The following is a 20,205-nucleotide window of genomic DNA, read 5'->3' as shown; positions in this document are numbered from 1 at the left end:
GGTGGTGCGGGTCAGCTGTTCCAGTGCTGGGCGACGAGGTCGGTGGCCTGCTGCTCCCACTGGGCGTAGGCGTCGGGGTAGGCGGAGACCTGGACGGTCTGGGCGGCGTCGGTCAGCGGCATGTCCTGCCAGCCGTCGACCTGCTTGAGGCCCTTGAGGAACGCGGTGGTGGAGTATTCGGGGTTGGTGATCTGCTCCGGGGTGCCCCAACCCGAGCTGGGGCGCTGCTGGAACAGGCCCAGCGAGTCGTGGTCGTTCATGTCACCGAGGTGGCCGAGGTTCTCCAGCTTGGACTCCTGCAGGCTGGTCGCGATCGAGATGACCGCGGCGCGCTCGGGCAGGCCGGCCTTCTTCGTGGCGGCGATGATCGCCTTGGCGTTGGCGGTCTGCTCGTCGGTGAGGGTGATGTGCGACTGCTCGCCCTGCGGCTTCGGCGCCGACTGCTGCACCGCCACGGCGACCGGCTTACCCTCGACCGGGTTGGCGTGGGCGGCGATCGGACCGGCGAAAACACCACCGGCGAACGCGAGGCCCGCAACGGACAGCACACTCTTACGCATGATCGTGTTCATGGGGGTTAGCTCCTTCGGGGGTAGGACACCCACACGTCGGGGGACGCACGGGTGCGAGCACCTCGTCCGGCGCTGCACAAAGTCTGGGGGGCCACGGGCCGGGGGAGGCTCCGTGGTGCGGGGTGGCGGTCTACAGGCAGGGCCTGGAACGCCGGGGTCGGAGACCATCGAGCGGAAAGCTCGGGGCACCGATCGCGGTCAGCGGGCCGGGGGCCCGTACGACCGGGGGGCGACCTCCGAGCGGAAGGCTCGTGGCGCCGGGTCCACGTATAACGACCGGGCGACCGGGGTCATTCCCGGCGGTGGCTCATCCACCGCCACCCGCATCCGCGGGCGATGGCCCGTGGGGATCGAAACGACCGCGCCGTGGCTGGCATTCCGACCGGGGGCCGGCAAGCAACCCGCCGGGCCGGGGTGGTCGGCAGTGGTGCTGCGATCGTCGGTGATGTAACGGCCCCGGCTCGGCCATGATTCCGGCCCGGGGGTGCGACCGGTCACAGCACAGCGTGCCCAGGGCCGGACAAACCACCCACCAGCCTGCCGCCGGACTCGCTGCACACCCGGCCATCCACTCGGCCGCACCGAAGTCGGGGCATCCGGGACGCCGGGGAGACCCACGACGTCACTGGAACCCGTGTCGATCAGGCACTGTCAGCCATGGTGACGGGGACGACGAAACCGCGCCCCTGGTACGGGGCGCGGTTCGTGGATGTTCGGGGACGTATCGGGTCAGGCGACGTTGCGTTGGGCCGGAACGGTCGACTTGTGCGGGCGGCCCAGTCGGGCCTCCAGTCGGGCGACATCGACCCGGGCGTGCCGGCGGTCTGCCAGGTCCTCCCAGCCGACGGCGAGCAGCCGAAGGCGCTCCGATTCGCTGAAGCCGCCCCACACGCCGTACGGCTCGCGAACGGACAGCGCGTGCGCGGCGCACTCGGCCCGGACCGGGCAGGCGCGGCACACCGACTTGGCGGCGGACTCGCGACGCAGCCGGGACGAACCCCGTTCACCGTCGGGATGGAAGAACTGGGCGCTGTCCCGCCCTCGGCAGGCACCGAGTCGCTGCCAGTCCCAGAGATCGACGATGGGTCCGGGCAGTCTACGTACGTTCGACATCAGCACCCCTCCTCCCGCGCGGCTCCGCGAGAATCCATGTGGCCGGCATCCGGGCGGCGGGCCGCGCAGGCGCACCGTTCCCGGCCTGGATCTCCCGGTACCCGGGCTGTCGTCAACTCACACGTCTGTGATCGAAAACGTCTGGCAAATTGCGGCTTTTGCCCCAACTGTCGGAAAAGTTCGAAGGATTGCCGAGAACCCCCTCCCCAACGGACCCGGCCATGGTCTGCTCGTTGGCGGAGAGGAGACCACAGTGCGTACCGTCCTTGTGTGCGTTCGGACACCACTCGCGGCCCAGCACCTTACTTCTGCTGCCGCGCGGCTGGGGTTGTCCGCGATCGTTCGTACCGCCGTCTCTGATCCTGAGGTGATGCTGCGGCTGGCCGAGCGACCGGCCGACGTGGTGCTGGCCGACACGGCCCTCACCCGGCCGGACAGCGCCGGCTTCGTCCGCCGGGTGTTGGCCCGCGCGCCGCAGGCCGCGGTGCTGCTGCTCGGCACCGAGGAGTCCGAGGCCGCCGCGGCCACCATCAGCGCCGGTGCCCGGGGTCTCATCCAGAATGTCGACCATGACCTGACCAGCGCGGTGGCGAAGGCACTTCTGCTGCTCACCGCGCCCGGCCGGGCCTCCCGGCAGCGGATCACCGATGCCGCCCGCGCACGCCGCGGCGGTGGGTGGCTCCGGCCGCTCGGGGCCGTCGCCGCGTGGCTCCGGCGAGCCCGGCTGGGCGGCCACGCCCGGCGAGGGCCCGGCGGGTCTGGCGTCGGTGCCGGTGCAGCGGGGTGACGACGAGGTCGAGTCGGCCACCGGTGAGTCGGCCGGCGGCCAGACCGATTCCGCCCGGCCCGCCCCGAACGCCCGGCCGACCCGGGCGTCGATCGGGCTCACCGAGCGCGAGCTTCAGGTGCTGCTCGGCATGGCCGAGGGCAAGAGCAACGCGGAGATCGGCCGGGAGCTGTTCGTGTCGGAGGACACCGTCAAGACGCACGCCCGGCGGCTGTTCCGCAAGCTCGGCGCGCGGGACCGGGCACACGCGGTGGCGGCCGGCTTCCGCGCTGGTCTGGTCGCCTGACCTGACCGCAGCGTCACTGGGTGGCGGTCCGGCGTCACTGGGTGGCGGTCGGAGTGCCCGGCTCGTCCTCGGTGCCCTCGGTCAGGGTGTCGTGCACCCCGTCCGCGTACCCACGGGCGTAGTCCCAGGTCACGTAGTGGTCCGGGTCGGGGTCGTACGCCGGCTCGTGCACCCGGGGGCGGCCCGAGTTGAGCAGGTGCCGCAGGTTGCCGCGGAGCAGGTCCCAGTCGAAGTAGTGCGGTTCGCGGCAGTCCTCGCACTCGATCACCAGCCCACGGACCCCGATCGGGGCCAGCAGGGCCTGGTAGATCTCCAGGTCGGCGAGGTCCTCCAACACGTCCTGCCGCTCGACGTCGGTCAGCGGATCCGGCGTCGCGTCATCGCCCGGGTCATCCAGACCCGCGGTCGGATCGGCCGGGTCGCCGTTGAACGGGTCGATGGGCTCGTCGTGCACCCCCTCACCGTAGACCCAACGCGACGCGAACGTCCGCCCCCCGGCCTCCGCGCCGGCCCGGCCCGCCACGGACGGGTCGCCCAGCTCACTGGGTACGATGAGGCGACGTGCCGGTACCGTGGCGCGCTCCGGTGCCTGCCCGCGCCACCTCGCTGAAGCCCATCCGAGCAGCTCAGGGGAGCAATCGTGGAAAATTCGCCCAGCACCGATCTTCCGGCCGGCGTCGAGCACGCCGACCTGGGCGGCCACCTGCCCGAGCTGCCCGCCGGCTCTGCCCGGGTGGTTCCGCTCGGGCTCACCTTCGATGACGTGCTGCTCCAGCCGGGCGAGTCGGACGTGGTGCCCAGCCGGGTGAACACCCGGACGAAGCTCACCCGCAACGTCGAGCTGTCCATCCCGCTGCTGTCCAGCGCGATGGACACGGTGACCGAGGCCCGGATGGCGATCGCCATGGCCCGCCAGGGCGGCATCGGGGTGCTGCACCGCAACCTCTCGTTGGAGGACCAGGCCCTCCAGGTCGACCTGGTCAAGCGCTCCGAGTCCGGCATGATCACCAACCCGGTGACCGCGAGCCCGGACGACACGCTGCGCGAGGTCGACGAGCTGTGCGGGCGCTACCGCATCTCCGGCGTGCCGGTGGTGGACGGCGACGGCCAGCTGGTCGGCATCGTCACCAACCGGGACATGCGTTTCGTCTCCGAGCCGAACACGCCGGTCCGCGAGATCATGACCCACACCCCGCTGGTCACCGCCCGGGTCGGGGTGAGCAAGGACGACGCCCTGGCGCTGCTGCGTCAGCACAAGGTCGAGAAGCTGCCGATCGTCGACGACTCGGGCCGGCTGCGTGGCCTGATCACGGTCAAGGACTTCACCAAGAGCGAGCAGTACCCGGACGCCAGCAAGGACGACGCCGGTCGGCTGCGGGTCGCCGCCGCCATCGGTGTCGGCGAGGACGCCTACAAGCGGGCCCGTGCGCTTGTCGACGCGGGCGTCGACGTGCTGATCGTGGACACCGCGCACGGTCACCAGCGGGCCGTGCTGGACATGGTCCGCCGGCTCAAGGCCGACGTCACCGTCGACATCATGGGCGGCAACGTGGCCACGTACGCCGGCGCGAAGGCGCTTGTCGACGCCGGCGCCGACGGCGTCAAGGTGGGCGTGGGGCCGGGCGCGATCTGCACCACCCGGATCGTCGCCGGGGTCGGCGTGCCGCAGGTGACCGCGATCATGGAGGCGCCCGGGCCGCCCGCCCAGCCGGCGTGCCGGTGATCGGCGACGGCGGCATTCAATATTCTGGCGACATCGCCAAGGCACTGGTCGCCGGCGCCGACACGGTGATGCTCGGCAGTCTGCTGGCCGGTTGCGAGGAGAGCCCGGGCGAGCTGATCTTCGTGAACGGCAAGCAGTACAAGACGTACCGCGGGATGGGGTCGCTCGGTGCGATGCAGTCCCGGGGCCAGGCCAAGTCGTACAGCAAGGACCGCTACTTCCAGCAGGACGTGCTCAGCGACGACAAGCTGGTCCCGGAGGGCGTGGAGGGTCAGGTGCCCTACCGGGGGCCGCTGTCCCGGGTGGCCCACCAACTGGTCGGCGGTCTGCGACTGGCCATGGGGTACGCCGGTGCGGAGAACATCCCCGACCTGCACCGCCGGGGCCAGCTCATCCGGATCACCGCGGCGGGCCTGAAGGAGAGCCACCCGCACGACATCCAGATGACCGTCGAGGCGCCGAACTACCACACCCGCTGACTTTCCACCCCCAACCACCTGGAGTCCCCCATGCGTGACGTGGTCGAGATCGGGCTGGGCAAGACCGCGCAGCGCGGCTACCACCTGGACGACATCGCCATCGTGCCGAGCCGCCGCACCCGGGACGTCGACGACGTCTCGACCTCCTGGCAGCTCGACGCGTACCCGTTCGGCATTCCGTGCGTCGGTCACCCCTCCGACGCCACCATGAGCCCGTCGTCGGCGGTGCGGCTCGGGCAGCTCGGCGGCCTCGGCGTGCTCAACGTCGAGGGGCTCTGGACCCGCTACGAGAACCCGACCAAGGTGCTGGACGAGCTGGCCGGCCTCGACGAGGAGGCCCGCGCCACCAAGCGGCTCCAGGAGGTGTACGCCGAGCCGATCCGCCCGGACCTGATCGCGGAGCGGGTCCGCGAGCTGCGTGCCGGTGGCAGCACGGTGGCGGTGCGGGTCTCCCCGCAGCACACCCTCGCGCTGGCACCGGTGATCCTGGACGCCGGAGTGGACATCCTGGTCATCCAGGGCACCATCGTCTCGGCCGAGCACGTGTCGACCACCGACGAGCCGCTGAACCTCAAGGAGTTCATCGCCGACCTCGACCTGCCGGTGATCGTCGGTGGCTGCACCGACTACAAGACGGCGCTGCACCTGATGCGTACCGGCGCGGCCGGCGTGATCGTGGGCATCGGTGGCGACGAGTGGTCGACCACCGAGTCGGTGCTGGGCATCCGGGTGCCGATGGCCACCGCGATCGCCGACGCCGCGGCGGCCCGCCGTGACTACCTGGACGAGACCGGCGGCCGGTACGTGCACCTGATCGCCGACGGTGACATCCAGACCTCGGGCGACATCGCCAAGGCGCTCGGCTGCGGCGCGGACGCGGTGATGCTCGGTGAGCCGCTGTCGCTCTGCGAGGAGGCCCCCGCCGGTGGCGCCTGGTGGCACTCGGCGGCGAGTCACCCGTCGCTGCCCCGGGGCGCCTTCGAGGTGGCCGGTGAGCCGCTCGGCTCGATGGAGCAGCTGCTCTTCGGGCCGGCGGACGAGGCGGACGGCCAGCTCAACCTCTTCGGCGGCCTGCGCCGGGCGATGGCCAAGTGCGGTTACCGCGACCTGAAGGAGTTCCAGAAGGTCGGCCTGGTCCTCGACCGCTGACCTCCCGTCAACGCGGCGAAGGCCGGCCCGCACGGGCCGGCCTTCGCCGCGTTCAGTGGAGGGTCACTTCTCGACGTAGATGGTCAGGTCGGACATGTTGCGGTAGCTGGACGCCGCGAAGTCGAGCGACCGGCCCTGGTTCTCCGGGCCGCCGGGGGCGGTGTCCATCTCCCAGTTGGCGTGGTGGAAGTTGCGCTCGCCGATGGTCTGGAAGAACTGCTGGAAGTTGATGTCGCCGTCGCCCAGCGGGACCATCTGGTGACCGTCGGGGACGCTGGGGTCCCGGTCGCCGTCCTTGGCGTGGAAGAGCGGGAACCGGGTGGTCCGGTCGGCCACGGTGAGGATCGGGTCGAACAGGTCGGTGACTTCCTGCCCGGCCGCGTTGACGTACTTCTGGTGCTTGTAGCGGGCCACGTAGGCCCAGTAGATGTCCAGCTCGAAGAAGACGTACCGCGGGTCGGTGATCTCGAAGAAGTACTCCAGTCGGCGGATGCCGGAGGAGCGGGTCTGCCGACCCTGCGCGTCGCGCGGGCCGCGGTCGATCAGGAAGCTGTACGCGGCGTCGTGGTTGTGCGTGTAGAGCCGCATGCCCCGGGCTCGGGCCTGTCGGCCCAGCTCGTTCCAGGTGTCGGCGGCGGCGTCCCACTCGGCCTTGTACGCGCTGTTGGTCGGGTCGCTGCCGGTGCCGATGTTCTTCATGCCGAGTTCCTCGGCGATGTCCAGCTGCTGCTGGAAGGTGGCCGCCTGGATGGTGGCGTGGGTGCCGTTGGCCACCAGACCGTTGTCGTCGAGGATCTTGCGGATCTCGGTGGGGGTGATCTGCCGGCCGAGGATCTCGGTGCTCTGGGTGTAGCCGGCGAACTCGATCTCCTTGTAGCCGATCTCGGCGAGCCGGGCGAGGACCCGCTCGAAGCCGTACGGCACCCCGCTGTCGTCGGGTGCGGCGGTGATCCGGTCGCGGACGCTGTAGAGGATGATGCCGCGGTTGCGGGCCGGGATCAGCGGCTCCACCCGCAGCTTGCTCGCGTTGCCGGGGTTGGCGAGCGCGGGGGTGCCGGTGGCGAGGACCGGCAGGCCGGCCGCGCCGATCGCGGCCGCGGCGCCGGCGGAGGCGGCGAGCAGGGACCGACGGCTGAGCCGGCCGGTGGGGGAGGCGTCGGGTGCGGTGCGGTCTGGCATTCGTTCCACCTTTCGCGACGGCGGTGGCCGTCGGTAACGATCAGCAGAGGCGCGACGTGGTCCGGTCGCGGGGCGCCGAGCGCCCGTGGCCAGGACGCGGCGTGCCGCCCGGCCGTGATCGGTGCGAATGTTCCGAGAACGTTACAGCTTGGAGACAGACACTAACGTCGGTCTAAGTCAAAAGAAAGTGTCGATCGACGTGAGCTTTTGTTCGTTTCGACGAAAGCTACTGATGGTCGTCGATTTCGGGCCGCCCGGCCGGCGGCGCTGACTAGGCTCGTCCTGACCAGGGACGCCGCAGGAGGAGTGGGCATGGTCCAGATCGGACGAAGGCCCGCCGGCCGTCAACTGGCCGCCACCGCTGCCGCGTTGACCTGCGCGATCGGACTGTTCGGGGCCGGTTGCACCGGCAACGACCGGGAGGGCTTCCGGCCCGGAGCGGCCGACGCCGGCGATCCGTACGTGCCAGGGCACGGCAACGGCGGCTACGACGTCACGCACTACGACCTGACCGTCCGCTACGAGCCCGCCAGCGACCGGCTGACCGGTCGGGCGGTCATCACGGCCACCGCCACCCAGGCGCTGTCCCGGTTCAACCTGGACCTGGTCGGCTTGGACGTCGGCAGGGTCCGCGTCGGTGACGCGGTTGCCGAGCACCGCCGTGCCGACGGCGAGTTGGTGGTGACGCCCCGCGACGGGCTGCCGCGCGGCCGACCGTTCACCGTGACCGTCGACTACGCGGGTGTGCCCACCGCCGTCGTCGACGGGTCGTTGGGCAGCGGTGGGTTCCTGCACACCGCCGACGGTGCCGTCGCGCTCGGCCAACCCGACTCGGCCGCCACCTGGTTCCCGGTCAACGACCACCCGTCGGACAAGGCCAGCTACGACCTGGCGGTGACCGTCCCGGATGGCCTGGCCGCGCTGAGCAACGGCGTACCCGGGCCGCAGAGCAGCGCCGACGGCTGGACCACCTGGCGCTGGTCGGAGCGGGCCCCGATGGCCAGCTACCTGAGCACCCTGGTGATCGGCGACTACCGGGTGCAGACCGGCACGCACGCCGGCCGTCCGATGATCACCGCGATGCCGGCGAGCCTGCCGCCGGCCGGCGGCGCGGCCCGCTCGCTGGCCCGCACCGGCGCGATCGCGGACTTCCTGGCCAGTCGCTTCGGCCCGTACCCGTTCGACTCGTACGGGGGGATCGTGATCGCCGACGAGCGGATCGGGTACGCGCTGGAGACCCAGTCCCGGCCGGTCTACGGGCCCGCCTTCTTCGCCGAAGACCAGCCCAACGCCGGTGTCGTCGCGCACGAGCTGGCCCACCAGTGGTTCGGCGACAGCGTGTCGCTGAGCAGGTGGAGCGACATCTGGCTGAACGAGGGCTTCGCCAGCTACGCCGAGTGGCTGTGGGCGGAGCACGACGGCGGCCGGACCGCGCAGCGCAACTTCGAACTCCAGTACGCGGCGACCGACTGGTCACAGCCGTCGGTCGAGCCGGGCCGGAAGCGGATGTTCGGCACCGCCGTCTACAAGCGCGGGGCGCTCGCCGTGCACGCGTTGCGCCGGACCCTCGGTGACGAGCTGTTCTTCCGCGTTTTGCGGACCTGGACCAGCGAGCGGGCGGCGGGCAACGCGACCACCCCGGACCTGATCGCGCTGGCCGAGCGGGTCGCGAACCGGCAACTGCGACCGCTCTTCGACGCCTGGCTGGTGGGTGGGGTGCCCCCGACACTGCCGTGACGCGGCCGCGGTGGCCGGTCGATATGCTGCCGCCTGCGAACGGTCGGTGGGTGGCCGTTCACGCGGAGCGGCATCGGCCGTGACCGCCACCGTGCGGAGGGGTGTGGGCATGCGGGGGACGCGGCACAGACTGCGAGTAGGCGTCGGTCTGCTGGTGGCCGGGGCACTCGCGCTGTCCGGATGTGACTCGACGCCGCCGGAGGCGGGGCTGTCACCGAGCACGTCCCCCACGCCGTCGCGGACGTTCACCCCCGGTGCCGACGGGGTCGGTGACCCCTACTTCCCGACCTACGGCAACGGCGGCTACGACGTCTCGCGGTACACCGTGAAGGTGCGCTACGACCCGGCGAAGGACCAGCTCACCGGTACCACCACCGTGCAGGCCACCGCGACGGCCGACCTGTCGACATTCAACCTCGACCTGGCCGGCCTGACCGTCAGCGCGGTCACCGTGGACGGCGCACCGGCGACCCACAGCCGGAAGCGGAACGAGCTGGTGATCAAGCCGGCCTCCGGTCTGATCAACGGCAACGGGTTCGTCGCCGAGATCACCTACTCGGGCGTGCCCAAGCCACTGAGGAACGAGACGCTCGGTGACGGCGGTTTCCTGCACACCTCCGACGGTGCCATCGCGCTGGGTCAACCCGAGTCGGCGAGCACCTGGTTCCCGGTCAACGACCACCCGTCCGACAAGGCGGCCTACGACTTCGAGGTCACCGTCCCCGACGGCCTGACCGCGATCAGCAACGGCGTTCCGGGCGGTAAGAGCAGCGCCGGCGGCTGGACCACCTGGAAGTGGTCGGAGAACTCGCCGATGGCCAGCTATCTGAGCACGCTGGTGATCGGCAAGTTCCGGATCACCACCGGTGAGCACAAGGGCCGCCCGGTCTACAGCGCGGTCACCACCACCGTGGCCAAGGGCGCCGCGGACGCGTCCATCGCGCAGACCGTCGCGGTGGCCGACTACCTGGAGACCGTGTTCGGGCAGTACCCGTTCGACGCGTACGGCGGGGTGGTGGTCTCGGACAGTCGGATCTCCTACGCGCTGGAGACGCAGAGCCGGCCGGTCTACGCCGCGAGCTTCTTCCGGCAGGGCGAGAACACCGAGGTCGTCGCGCACGAGCTGGCCCACCAGTGGTTCGGTGACAGCGTCGCGCTGGTTAGGTGGGAGGACATCTGGCTCAACGAGGGCTTCGCGACGTACGCGGAGTGGTTGTGGGCCGAGCACACCGACGAGTACACCGCCGACCAGGCGTTCGACAACCGGTACGCCCGGCTGCCCGCGCAGGTGTGGCAGACGGCGCCGGGCAAGCCCGGTGTGGAGGGGCTGTTCAGCGAGTCGGTCTACCAGCGCGGTGGGATGACCCTGCACGCCCTGCGGGTGGCCGTCGGTGACAAGGCGTTCTTCGAGATCGTCCGGACCTGGGCGGCGGAGAAGCGCAACGGCACCGCCACCACCGCCGAGTTCGTGGCCCTGGCCGAGCGCATCTCCGGCAAGCAGTTGGACGAACTGTTCGACGCCTGGCTCTACGGCACCAAGCGGCCGGCCCGCCCCAAGGCCCGGTGAGCCCGGTCAGTTCTTGACCACCAGGTTCGGGTGGGCCGCCAGGAAGGCGTCGGCCCGACCGGCCCGGAGCTCGGTGAGGAACTTCCGGCCCTCGGCGGTGAGCTGTTCGCCCCGGTAGGCGCTGCCCTTGCCGACGCCGGCACCGGGCAGGCCGACCAGGGTGAACTTGTTCTCGGGCAGTCCACTCAGGGCGTACCCGATGTCGACGATCCGGCGCCCGCCCACGTAGACAAGCGTGTCGCCCAACGCGCTGACCACCTGGTCGACCCGCTCCGGTTGCCGGGCCAGGCCCTCGTCCAGGATCTTGCGGGTCATCGCCCGGATCAGTTGCTGTTGGTGCCGCTGCCGGGCGTAGTCGCCGCCGGTGATGTAGCGCTGCCGCGCGTAGTCCAGCGCCTGCCAGCCGTTGAGGTGCCGCTGGCCCTTCTCGTAGACCTGTTGCGGCCCGGTGTACCCACCCGGCGCGCTCTGCCGGTACTTGCCGTCCGGCCGGCGGTGCAACGACGCGACCCGCTGGTCGACGTAGATGTCCACCCCGCCCAGGGCGTTGACCAGCCGGTCGAAGCCGTTGAACGTGAGCACCGCGCCGGCGTCGATGCGCAGCCCGGTGTAGCCGCTGACGGTGCTGCGCAGCAACTCGTACCCCTGGGCCGTGCTCGGCTGTTTGGGCCTGCCCGGCACCCGGCTGCCGAAGCTCATCGCGTGGGTGAGTTTGGTCTTGCCGCCCCGGTAGCCGGCCTTCGGGAACGCCGGGATGTCCACTACCAGGTCGCGGGGGAGCGAGAAGAGGTAGGCCCGACCCAGTCCCCTGGGCACGTGCAGCACCAGCACCGCGTCCGAGTGCGGCTCCCAGCCGGGCACGCTGACCCGGGTGTCCACCCCGACCAGCAGCAGGGTGAGCGGACCGGTGATGTCGGCGCCGGGTGGTGGGCCGCTGGGGCTCGGGGTGGGCGTGCCGAGCGGTGACGGGGTGGGTGAGCCGGCCACCGGGGTGCCGGCCGGCTTGTCGTCACCGGTCAGCCGGGTGATCACCACCGCGCCGGCCGCGATCAGCGCGACGGCGACGAGGGCCGTCAACCCCAGCAGCAGCCAGCGTCGGCGCGGCGCCATCGACCCGAGAACCATCCTGGATTCCTTCCACCCGTCTGGTGAACAACGCTCCGACGGGCGCTCCGGGTTGCGGCCGGGAGGCGCCGAGTCGGACGGCCGGTGCATGATCGCGCGAAACTGCCGCTGGCGCGAGCGCTACTCGCGAGTAATGATGCCTCCATGCGGTACGACGTGCTCGTCATCGGGTCCGGCTTCGGTGGCAGCGTCACCGCGCTCCGGTTGGCCGAGAAGGGCTACTCGGTCGGGGTGCTGGAGGCCGGCCGGCGCTTCGCCGACGACGAGTTCCCGCAGACGTCCTGGCGGGCCCGCCGCTTCCTCTGGGCGCCGAGGCTCGGCTGTTACGGCATCCAACGGCTCACAGTGCTCCGTCCGGCGGTGCGCCGCTCCGGCAGCGGGGTGCTGGTGCTCTCCGGCGCGGGGGTGGGCGGCGGTTCGCTGGTCTACGCGAACACCCTCTACGAACCGTTGCCCGCCTTCTACACCGACCCGCAGTGGCGGGACATCACCGACTGGCGGGACGAGTTGGCCCGCCACTACGACCAGGCGAAGCGGATGCTCGGAGTCACCACGTACCCGCTGGACACCGGTGCGGACCGGGCCATGCGCGCGGTGGCCGAGCGGATGGGGGTGGGGCACACCTTCCACCCGACCCCGGTGGGCGTGCACATCGGCCGGCCCGGTGAGCGGACCACGACCCGTACTTCGGTGGCGCCGGCCCGGAACGCACCGGCTGCCTGCACTGCGGCTCGTGCATGACCGGCTGCCGGCACGGGGCGAAGAACACGCTCGTCAAGAACTACCTCTGGCTCGCCGAGCGGCTCGGGGTCGCGGTGCACCCGCTGACCACGGTGACCGCCGTCCGGCCGGCCGCCGACGGCGGGTACCAGGTGCACACCGAGCGCACCGGCGGCTGGCCGCGCCGGGGGCGGCAGATCATCCGCGCCGAGCAGGTGGTCTTCGCCGCCGGGGCGCTCGGCACCCAACGACTGCTGCACGAGATGCGGGCCGCCGACGTGCTAACCGGGCTCTCACCCCGCCTCGGCGAGCTGACCCGGACCAACTCGGAGGCGATCCTCGGCGCCTCGGTGCCCAGGCGACGGGCCCGGTCCGAGCGGCTGGACTACACCGAGGGGGTGGCCATCACCAGCTCGTTCCACCCCGACCCGCAGACCCACGTCGAGCCGGTCCGCTACGGGCGGGGCTCCAACGCGATGGGGCTGCTCCAGTCGCTGCTTGTCGACGGCGGCCCACACCGGGTGCGGCGCTGGCTTGGCGGCATGCTGCGACAGCCCGGGTTGGCCGCCCGGATGGCGTCGGTGCGGGGCTGGTCGGAGCGGACGGTGATCGCCCTGGTCATGCAGTCGGTGGACAACTCGCTGACCACCCGGTGGCGGCGCGGCGTGCTCGGCTCCAGGCTGGTCACCACCCCGGGCCACGGCACCCCGAGCCCGACCTGGATCCCGGCCGGCAACACAGCGGTCCGGCTGCTCGCCGACGAGATCGGCGGTACCCCCGGCGGCTCGCTCACCGAGCCGTTCGACATCCCGGTGACCGCGCACATCCTGGGCGGGGCGGTCATCGGGGCGACGCCAGCCGATGGGGTGATCGACCCGTGGCACCGGGTGTACGGGCACCCCGGGCTGCACGTGGTCGACGGCGCGGCGGTCTCGGCCAACCTCGGCGTGAACCCGGCGCTGACGATCACCGCGCAGGCGGAACGAGCGATGTCCCTCTGGCCCAACAAGGGCGAGGAGGACCCCCGTCCGCCCCTGGGCTCCCCGTACCGCAGGCTGCCCGTCGTACCCCCGCGAGACCCGGCGGTTCCGCCGGACGCCCCCGGCGCCCTGCGCCAGTGAGCCCGGCCTATTCCGCGTCGAGACGGAGGAGCCACCGCACCGCCTCCCAGTCGCGTTCGTCGATCTTGAGGCGGGGCGCGGCGAGCCACGGCGTCGCACGGTCGGCCAGGCCCTCCGGGTCGATGGCGAACGGACGGCACAGGGCGGCGATCTCCGCCGGGTCGGCGAGCGGTGGCTCCAGTTGTTGCGTGCCGAGCACGAGCAGGTCGTCGAAGGCGATCGGCCGGTCCACGACCGACGTCAGTTGGTCGAGCGGCGCGACGTCCTCGCCACCGGCAACGAGTAGCGGACGGACCTCGGCTGCGATGTCCCGAAGTGACGTGCCGGTCAGCGCCGCCATGCGGACCGCCCGCAGCGCCCAGTTCGAGCCGCTGCGGGCGAATCGCTCCCAGGGAGACTCGGCGAAGAACTGCTGGACGAGCTTGCTCGGAACCCGGTCGGCGAGGCTGGCGGGAAGGCGGGCGGGCAGGTCGAAGCGGCGGGTCAGGCCTCGGTACCGCTCCAGATCGGCGAGCGACTGCCCGAGCGTCACACCCTCCAGGTTGGCGAGTGCGACCACCGTGTCGATGGTGACGAGGGCACGGGAGAGCTGGCCGCCGAGAACATCGGCATGTCGTCTGAGCTGACCTCTCGACTCTGGTTCCAGCCGAACGATCTCGGTCAGTCGCTCACTCCCGACTCCCGATCTGACCAGGAGGTCGATGGCGCGGGACAGCTCATCCCAGTCGGCCCCGTCCAGGATCGAGATCACCATCTGCAGATCGTCGACAGTGTCGTCGAGTGAGCGTCCATTGCCGTGGGCCAGTGCGGGGCAGGCTTCGACGGCCGCCATCACCAGCGACCAATCCTCGACGTGCGGCTCGGTTCGGAAGCCCGCCGCGGAGAGCTCGGCCATGATCTGGTCGTGGTCCGGTCCGTGCTCCCAGGACGCGTGGTAGGCGGCGAAAGCCACATTGAGGACGGGAATGGTGCTGCGATGAAACGGAGCCACCCGGTCACAGTCGCGGGATGCCGCCAGCACCGCGTAACGACTCAGGTGCGGCGTCACGTTCGTGTATCTGGCCTGGGTGGTCGGCTGCTCGTCGCCGAACAGCACCTTGCGGGCTTCCGTCCTAAGGTCTCCGAGGGAGGCGGCACCCAGTTTGGCGATGCGCTTCATGGCGGTTTCCCGATCGATCTTCGGAGCGGGAAGCCATGCCGCCGCGGGCACGATGCGAGTGGCTGGCCAGTCAGGCACGTCCTCCTCCACCGCTCGCGTGCTCACCACAGCGAAGGTCAGGTCGCGCAGGAGGATCGGGAGGTTACGGAGTGGAGAGTCGGCAAGTGACTGCCAGGTCTGCGCGTTACGCCTCGCGGACAGGCCGGCCGCCGCCGGGGTCAGGCTGAGCGACGCCGGCTGTTCGAGCAGCGCCAACGCCCACCCATAGATCGCTACCGCACCCAGGGTGACCTGAAAGTGTCCGGCCAGCGCCTGCAGTTCACCAAGGACTCTCTCCCGCCCGAACGTCCCGCTGACCGCGTCCTCACCGCCGCCCCGCTGACGCGTCCCGGGGCCGAAGTCGGTGGGCAGATGACGATATCCGTTGAGGACAGCGGCCAACCGGTCGTCGAACGGCGGTATCCCCGGGGGCGGGCTCGGTCGTTCGCCATCCACGATGACGGCGATGCGGGCGGCATCGAGGACGCTGCGTGGGTCTCCTCGGCGGTGCAGCAGATCAGGGTCCCGCAGGTGCAGCCCGTCCCGCGCCGGCATTAGTGACAGCGGTTTGGTCCGGTACGCCGCCGAGTCGGGTACCTCGACGTGGTTCACCGCCGGACCGACGGTCAACGGCCGGTCACGCAGCCTCTGCCAGGCCAGGCGGGCCGCCGGAATGTCCGTGCTGAAGAGACCCAACAACCAGTTCCCGGACGCGTCGGCCCAGTCACCCACCCTGGTGGCGGCCTGCTGGATGCGTTCGCTGACGGCCCGTTGGTCGTACCCCAGCAGCGTTCGACGGTCCACGCTGAGGTTCGGCTGGGCCCACCCACCGAGCGAGACGGTGCAGCCGACGGATCGAAAGCGTTGGGAGACGCTTGTCGGGATGCCGTTGACGAGGATCTCGCTCGGCCCCTCGTGAAAGAAGACGGCGAGGTCCGGTGCCCGAAAACAGGGCGTCACCTCGTTGCCGTTCCGGTCGTACAGCCGATCCGCCTGCCACCTCCGACCCGCGAAGAACACCGGGATGGTGGGTGCCCGGACGGTCGAGTTCAGCGCCTCCGCCAGGTCGAACTCCTGGGATTCGGGGTTGAGGAACAGGCGTACGACGGTTCCGCCGCCGGTGGGCTCGACCTGGCCGCCGCCACTGATCTGGAACAGGTCCGAACCACCACGGATCCGGACCCGGATCGGCGGCTGGAGACCCAGCCGGCGATCGACGCGGGTCGACCGCACCTCCAACTCGTCGGCGATCATGAAGTAGCTGAGCACCCCGATGCCGAACTGCGAGATCGGTTGGAACTCCGCGCCGCCGTCGGTGGCCCACTCGGCGGACTCCTGGATGAACTCCGGAAGATCCCGAAACCGGCGTCCGGCCTTCGCGAACGCCTCCCTGATCTCGTGGTGCGACATGCCGATGCCGTTGTCCCGGCACTCAAGAAACCGGCGGCCACCCTCGACACCCATCCGGAACTTGATCGCCGGACTCCAGTCGTACTCGTCGCCCTGGAGATGCTGGAGCCGGCGCTCCCGGTAGCGGCAGGCGTCCACGGCGTTCTGGTACAGCTCGCGGACGGCGAGGGACGGGTCCTGGTAGAGGTTGGTGCCCATCAGGAGGTGCCGGGTCTCCGAGGTGGAGACCCGGAAGGTCACGTGCGGCAGGCGGAACGACGCCTGCTCGGGCTGGAGCCGGCTGGTAGCGATCAGATGGGGGGTCTTCGTCTGGTGTAGTGGACCACCCGGCTGGCGGTGGTTCAGCAGAACCTCGTTCGTTTCCGCCACCAACTGCCGGACCGCCAGGTCGATTGGCGCGCTCCGGGTCCAGAGGCTCAGGTCCAGGAGGTTCTGCACCCGGTGCCAGCGGGCCTCCTGAAGCCCCGCCAGGGCCTCGGCCAGGGGCAGGTCGTCGTGCACCAGATGGATGCCGCTGGCTGGTTCGAAGAAGCGGGTGTCCAGACTCAGCCGCCAGAGCAGTTGTAGTGCGGCGGCCAACCGCCAGCCATTGACACTCGACCGGACCGGGTCCGGGTCGATCTCCAGTTCGACCGGGGCGAGGTCGGTCAGACTGCGGGACGGGTCGAAGGCGTACCGGACGGCCTCGATGAGGTAGCTCACCGTGCGACCGACGCTGGCCGCCGGCAGGTCGGGCTCGATCCCCCGGACGACGTCCGCGATGCCCTCCCGGAGGTGACCTGTGGTGTCGAGGGCGCATTCCCGTACCGCGGCGAGATGGGCGGCCCACTGTCGCAGTGGCGACGCGGGATCGTCCCAGTCGACAGCTCGCCGCAACCCCGGTTCGGCGGAGACGACGCAATCCAACGACCAGCACGAACCCTGCCGGGCCAGTAAGCCCACCTCGGCGCTGCGGAAGGCCCCGTCGACCACCGCGGCCAACCCGACCAGCACCAGGCGCTCGAGCGGGGTGGCGAGGATGGCGGGGGCGAGCTCCTTCAGGGTGCGGGCGAGTCGATCAACGAGGCCGGGTTGCAGCCATGGGCTCATCGGGCGGCCGGCCAGCACCGACCTGGCCGACGCCGACGCCTCAAGGTCGTCCGCGATCTTCAGCAGACGCTCAACCTGGGCGGGCGACGGTTCCGGTCGGCCGTGTGGCGTCTCGCCCAGGATGTCCGGAAGCTCGTTGCGCAGCAGTCGGCTCCACCGGTCCTCGGCGTGCATGGCGGGACTGAACGCGAACAGGGGAAACGCGGCAGTGTCCCCGTTCACATTGCTGGCCACGTCCAGCTGCTGGGTGGGTAGACCCTCCTGGTCGCAGATCAGCTTCATCCGGTCCTGCACCAGCGCGGTGGCCCGGGAGAGGCGCACCTCCGGCGCAAGGCTGGGCAGCAGTTCCACGAGCGCCCGGGTGAACACGCTGCACGCGTCGGCCCCCGCCACGCTGTGGGCCACCGCCGACGTCTGGGTGGCGAAGATGAACGTGGTCGCGGTGCTCGACGACATCGGTGGACGGTGTGTCTCGTCGCCTGGCTCGCCGTCTCGGCAGGCGTCGATCAGGAAGGTCACCGAACGGGCCGGGCTGACCTCGATCTCCGACTCGAAGCGCACCGGCACCAGGTAGCTGCGTTGGTCCGGCAGGCGCGGATTGACGGCTGACGGCACCAGATAGCTGACCCCGTCGAAGTAGCGGCCGTGCCCGCTGAAATAGACGACCAGGTCGTCGTCGACGTCGCAGTCGATCAGGAATTCGGCGATCGCCGAGCGGATGGCGTCCGAGCCGACCTCGGCGGTGTCGGCCAGGAGCGTCTTCGACACGGTCACCCCACTGTCGCCGAGGGCGCGTCTGAGCTTCTGAACGTCCGCCCTGACGGCCGGCCCGATGGCATTGCGATAGCCACCGGTGTAGAGAGCTATGCCGATGAGGAGCGCCCGCCGCATGTCGTTACTCGGCTCGCTTGAAGAGCACCCGGATGCCGCCGGTGATACCAACTGTGGCGCTGCCCAGCAGCTTCACGCCGCCCTCGCCGGTCAACTCCACGGTCAGCTCGACCTCGTCCATCCGCCACCGTCGCCGACTGCCGTCGACGGGGTCCGGGTCGTCCGGCAGGAGCACCTGCAACTCGTCGAGCGCCGCCCGAACACGTTCCGCGTTGACGGTGATCGTCTTCAGCTGCCGGTCGACCAGGCCTTTGCTGTGTTCGTCCATTACCCAGGCATCCACGGTCGCGAGGGTAGTGCCCGGTTTCAACCCCGGTGGTCCCGGCGTGAGTCGCTGAGCGATGCGTGCCCGCGCGTCCAGGGCGAGCCGGTGCCGGGAGTGGCCGTGACTGTCGGTAGGCTTTGCGCACATGAGCCTGCCTCGCCCTGTCCTCGTGGTGGACTTCGGAGCCCAGTACGCCCAGCTCATCGCCCGCCGGGTCCGCGAGGCGAAGGTCTACTCCGAGATCGTGCCGCACTCGATGCCGATCGCCGAGATGCTGGCGAAGAACCCCGCCGCGATCATCCTGTCCGGTGGTCCGGCCAGCGTCTACGCCCCGGAGGCGCCGCAGATCGACGCGGGCGTGTTCACCGCCGACGTGCCGGTCTTCGGCATCTGCTACGGCTTCCAGGCGATGGCGCAGGCGCTCGGCGGCACTGTCGCGAGGACCGGTAACCGTGAGTACGGTGGCACCCCGCTGCGCCCCCGTCTCCTCGACCCCGGGGTCCTGCTCCGCGACCTGCCGGCCGACCTGCCGGTCTGGATGAGCCACGGGGACTGTGTCACCGAGGCGCCCGAGGGCTTCACCGTGACCGCCGAGTCGGCGGGCGCGCCGGTCGCCGCGTTCGAGGACCTGGCCGGGCGTCGGGCCGGCGTGCAGTTCCACCCCGAGGTCGGGCACACCGCGTACGGCCAGGAGATGCTGACCCGCTTCCTCTACGACATCGCCGGCATCGAGCCGACCTGGACGCCCGAGAACATCATCGACGAGCAGGTGGCCCGGATCCGCGCCCAGGTCGGCGACAAGGAGGTCATCTGCGGCCTGTCCGGCGGGGTGGACTCGGCGGTCGCCGCGGCCCTGGTGCACAAGGCGGTCGGTGACCAGCTCACCTGCGTCTTCGTCGATCACGGCCTGCTGCGCGCCGGCGAGGCCGAGCAGGTGGAGAAGGACTACGTGGCCGCCACCGGCATCAAGCTGAAGGTGGTCGACGCCGCCGACCGGTTCCTCGGCGCGCTCGCCGGGGTCACCGACCCGGAGCAGAAGCGCAAGATCATCGGTCGCGAGTTCATCCGGGTCTTCGAGGCCGCGGCCCGCGAGGTCGCCGCACACGGTGACGTGGAGTTCCTCGTCCAGGGCACCCTCTACCCGGACGTGGTGGAGTCCGGCGGCGGCACCGGCACCGCCAACATCAAGAGCCACCACAACGTCGGCGGCCTTCCGGAGGACCTGAAGTTCGCCCTGGTCGAGCCGCTGCGCACGCTGTTCAAGGACGAGGTCCGGGCGCTCGGCCTCCAGCTGGGCCTGCCCGAGGCGATGGTCTGGCGGCACCCGTTCCCGGGTCCCGGCCTGGCCATCCGGATCATCGGCGCGGTCAACCAGGAGCGCCTCGACCTGCTCCGCGAGGCCGACCTGATCGCCCGTGAGGAGCTGACCGCCGCCGGCCTCGACCGGGGAGTGTGGCAGTTCCCGGTGGTGCTCCTCGCCGACGTGCGCAGCGTCGGTGTGCAGGGAGACGGACGCAGCTACGGGCATCCCGTGGTGCTGCGCCCGGTCTCCAGCGAGGACGCGATGACCGCCGACTGGTCCCGGCTGCCCTACGAGGTGGTGGCCCGGATCTCCACCCGGATCACCAACGAGGTGGCCGAGGTGAACCGGGTGGTGCTGGACGTCACCAGCAAGCCGCCGGGCACCATCGAGTGGGAGTGAGCGCGGCTCACCCGGCCGGCCGCGTGCCGAACGGGGTCGTCGGCGGGTAGGGCGGCGTCGGGGCGTACCCCGGCTCCGGGGCCGCCGGGCGC

At 70.8% G+C, this 20,205-nt stretch carries 11 protein-coding genes and 3 pseudogenes; 7 read left to right on the top strand and 7 right to left on the bottom strand.

Annotated features, from left to right (window positions below; translation table 11 throughout):
• Nucleotides 1-11: 11 nt before the first annotated feature.
• A complete protein-coding gene (locus JM949_RS20570; protein ID WP_203150021.1) occupies nucleotides 12-572 on the bottom strand; it encodes a hypothetical protein in 561 nt (186 codons plus the stop codon).
• 729 nt (nucleotides 573-1,301) lie between these two features.
• Nucleotides 1,302-1,685: a WhiB family transcriptional regulator gene (locus JM949_RS20565; protein ID WP_091406539.1), complete on the bottom strand. Its 384-nt coding sequence runs from the start codon at nucleotides 1,683-1,685 to the stop codon at nucleotides 1,302-1,304.
• Nucleotides 1,686-1,938: 253 nt separating this feature from the next.
• Between JM949_RS20565 and JM949_RS38830 the strand changes: the two are divergent.
• Nucleotides 1,939-2,758, top strand: a pseudogene (locus JM949_RS38830) (response regulator transcription factor).
• A gap of 34 nt (nucleotides 2,759-2,792) precedes the next feature.
• On the opposite strand, the gene JM949_RS20555 reads toward JM949_RS38830, so the two are convergent.
• Nucleotides 2,793-3,212: a DUF5319 domain-containing protein gene (locus tag JM949_RS20555; protein WP_203150020.1), complete on the bottom strand. Its 420-nt coding sequence runs from the start codon at nucleotides 3,210-3,212 to the stop codon at nucleotides 2,793-2,795.
• Nucleotides 3,213-3,398: 186 nt separating this feature from the next.
• Between JM949_RS20555 and guaB the strand changes: the two are divergent.
• Together guaB and JM949_RS20545 are read left to right on the top strand one after the other, a co-directional pair.
• Nucleotides 3,399-4,960 (top strand): annotated as a pseudogene (guaB, locus tag JM949_RS20550) (IMP dehydrogenase).
• 30 nt (nucleotides 4,961-4,990) lie between these two features.
• Entirely contained in the window at nucleotides 4,991-6,109 is a 1,119-nt protein-coding gene (locus JM949_RS20545; protein ID WP_203150019.1) for a GuaB3 family IMP dehydrogenase-related protein, read from the top strand.
• A 63-nt stretch (nucleotides 6,110-6,172) separates the two neighbouring features.
• Here the strand turns inward: JM949_RS20545 and JM949_RS20540 are convergent, their stop codons facing one another.
• A complete protein-coding gene (locus tag JM949_RS20540) occupies nucleotides 6,173-7,288 on the bottom strand; it encodes a sugar phosphate isomerase/epimerase family protein (RefSeq protein WP_203150018.1) in 1,116 nt (371 codons plus the stop codon).
• A 312-nt stretch (nucleotides 7,289-7,600) separates the two neighbouring features.
• Here JM949_RS20540 and JM949_RS20535 point away from each other — a divergent pair, with 312 nt between their 5' ends.
• Together JM949_RS20535 and JM949_RS20530 are read left to right on the top strand one after the other, a co-directional pair.
• Entirely contained in the window at nucleotides 7,601-9,025 is a 1,425-nt protein-coding gene (locus JM949_RS20535; protein WP_203150017.1) for a M1 family metallopeptidase, read from the top strand.
• A 109-nt stretch (nucleotides 9,026-9,134) separates the two neighbouring features.
• Nucleotides 9,135-10,592 (top strand): M1 family metallopeptidase, encoded by a 1,458-nt coding sequence (locus tag JM949_RS20530; RefSeq protein WP_203150016.1) that lies wholly within the window; start codon nucleotides 9,135-9,137, stop codon nucleotides 10,590-10,592.
• Nucleotides 10,593-10,598: 6 nt separating this feature from the next.
• Here the strand turns inward: JM949_RS20530 and JM949_RS20525 are convergent, their stop codons facing one another.
• The gene (locus tag JM949_RS20525; RefSeq protein ID WP_203150015.1) at nucleotides 10,599-11,717 is read right to left on the bottom strand and encodes an LCP family protein; all 1,119 of its coding nucleotides are present in this window, start codon (nucleotides 11,715-11,717) and stop codon (nucleotides 10,599-10,601) included.
• A gap of 144 nt (nucleotides 11,718-11,861) precedes the next feature.
• Here JM949_RS20525 and JM949_RS20520 point away from each other — a divergent pair.
• Nucleotides 11,862-13,558, top strand: a pseudogene (locus JM949_RS20520) (FAD-dependent oxidoreductase).
• A gap of 7 nt (nucleotides 13,559-13,565) precedes the next feature.
• Here JM949_RS20520 and JM949_RS20515 read toward each other — a convergent pair.
• Entirely contained in the window at nucleotides 13,566-18,146 is a 4,581-nt protein-coding gene (locus JM949_RS20515) for a caspase family protein (RefSeq protein WP_203150014.1), read from the bottom strand.
• A 4-nt stretch (nucleotides 18,147-18,150) separates the two neighbouring features.
• The gene (locus tag JM949_RS20510) at nucleotides 18,151-18,429 is read right to left on the bottom strand and encodes a Pepco domain-containing protein (RefSeq protein WP_203150013.1); all 279 of its coding nucleotides are present in this window, start codon (nucleotides 18,427-18,429) and stop codon (nucleotides 18,151-18,153) included.
• A 127-nt stretch (nucleotides 18,430-18,556) separates the two neighbouring features.
• Between JM949_RS20510 and guaA the strand changes: the two genes are divergently transcribed.
• Nucleotides 18,557-20,113: a glutamine-hydrolyzing GMP synthase gene (gene guaA, locus JM949_RS20505; RefSeq protein ID WP_203150012.1), complete on the top strand. Its 1,557-nt coding sequence runs from the start codon at nucleotides 18,557-18,559 to the stop codon at nucleotides 20,111-20,113.
• Nucleotides 20,114-20,205 lie beyond the last annotated feature (92 nt).

Source organism: Micromonospora tarensis (assembly GCF_016803395.1).
GTDB classification, from domain to species: Bacteria; Actinomycetota; Actinomycetes; order Mycobacteriales; family Micromonosporaceae; genus Micromonospora; species Micromonospora tarensis.
This window is presented reverse-complemented; position numbering and strand designations above follow the sequence as displayed.

Bases quoted from the DNA above. Each gene is read 5' to 3' on its own strand.
- JM949_RS20525 (WP_203150015.1), bottom strand. From the start codon at position 11,717: ATGGTTCTCGGGTCGATGGCGCCGCGCCGACGCTGGCTGCTGCTGGGG.
- guaA (WP_203150012.1), top strand. From the start codon at position 18,557: ATGAGCCTGCCTCGCCCTGTCCTCGTGGTGGACTTCGGAGCCCAGTAC.
- JM949_RS20540 (WP_203150018.1), bottom strand. From the start codon at position 7,288: ATGCCAGACCGCACCGCACCCGACGCCTCCCCCACCGGCCGGCTCAGC.
- JM949_RS20535 (WP_203150017.1), top strand. From the start codon at position 7,601: ATGGTCCAGATCGGACGAAGGCCCGCCGGCCGTCAACTGGCCGCCACC.
- JM949_RS20515 (WP_203150014.1), bottom strand. From the start codon at position 18,146: ATGCGGCGGGCGCTCCTCATCGGCATAGCTCTCTACACCGGTGGCTAT.
- JM949_RS20545 (WP_203150019.1), top strand. From the start codon at position 4,991: ATGCGTGACGTGGTCGAGATCGGGCTGGGCAAGACCGCGCAGCGCGGC.
- JM949_RS20565 (WP_091406539.1), bottom strand. From the start codon at position 1,685: ATGTCGAACGTACGTAGACTGCCCGGACCCATCGTCGATCTCTGGGAC.
- JM949_RS20530 (WP_203150016.1), top strand. From the start codon at position 9,135: ATGCGGGGGACGCGGCACAGACTGCGAGTAGGCGTCGGTCTGCTGGTG.
- JM949_RS20570 (WP_203150021.1), bottom strand. From the start codon at position 572: ATGAACACGATCATGCGTAAGAGTGTGCTGTCCGTTGCGGGCCTCGCG.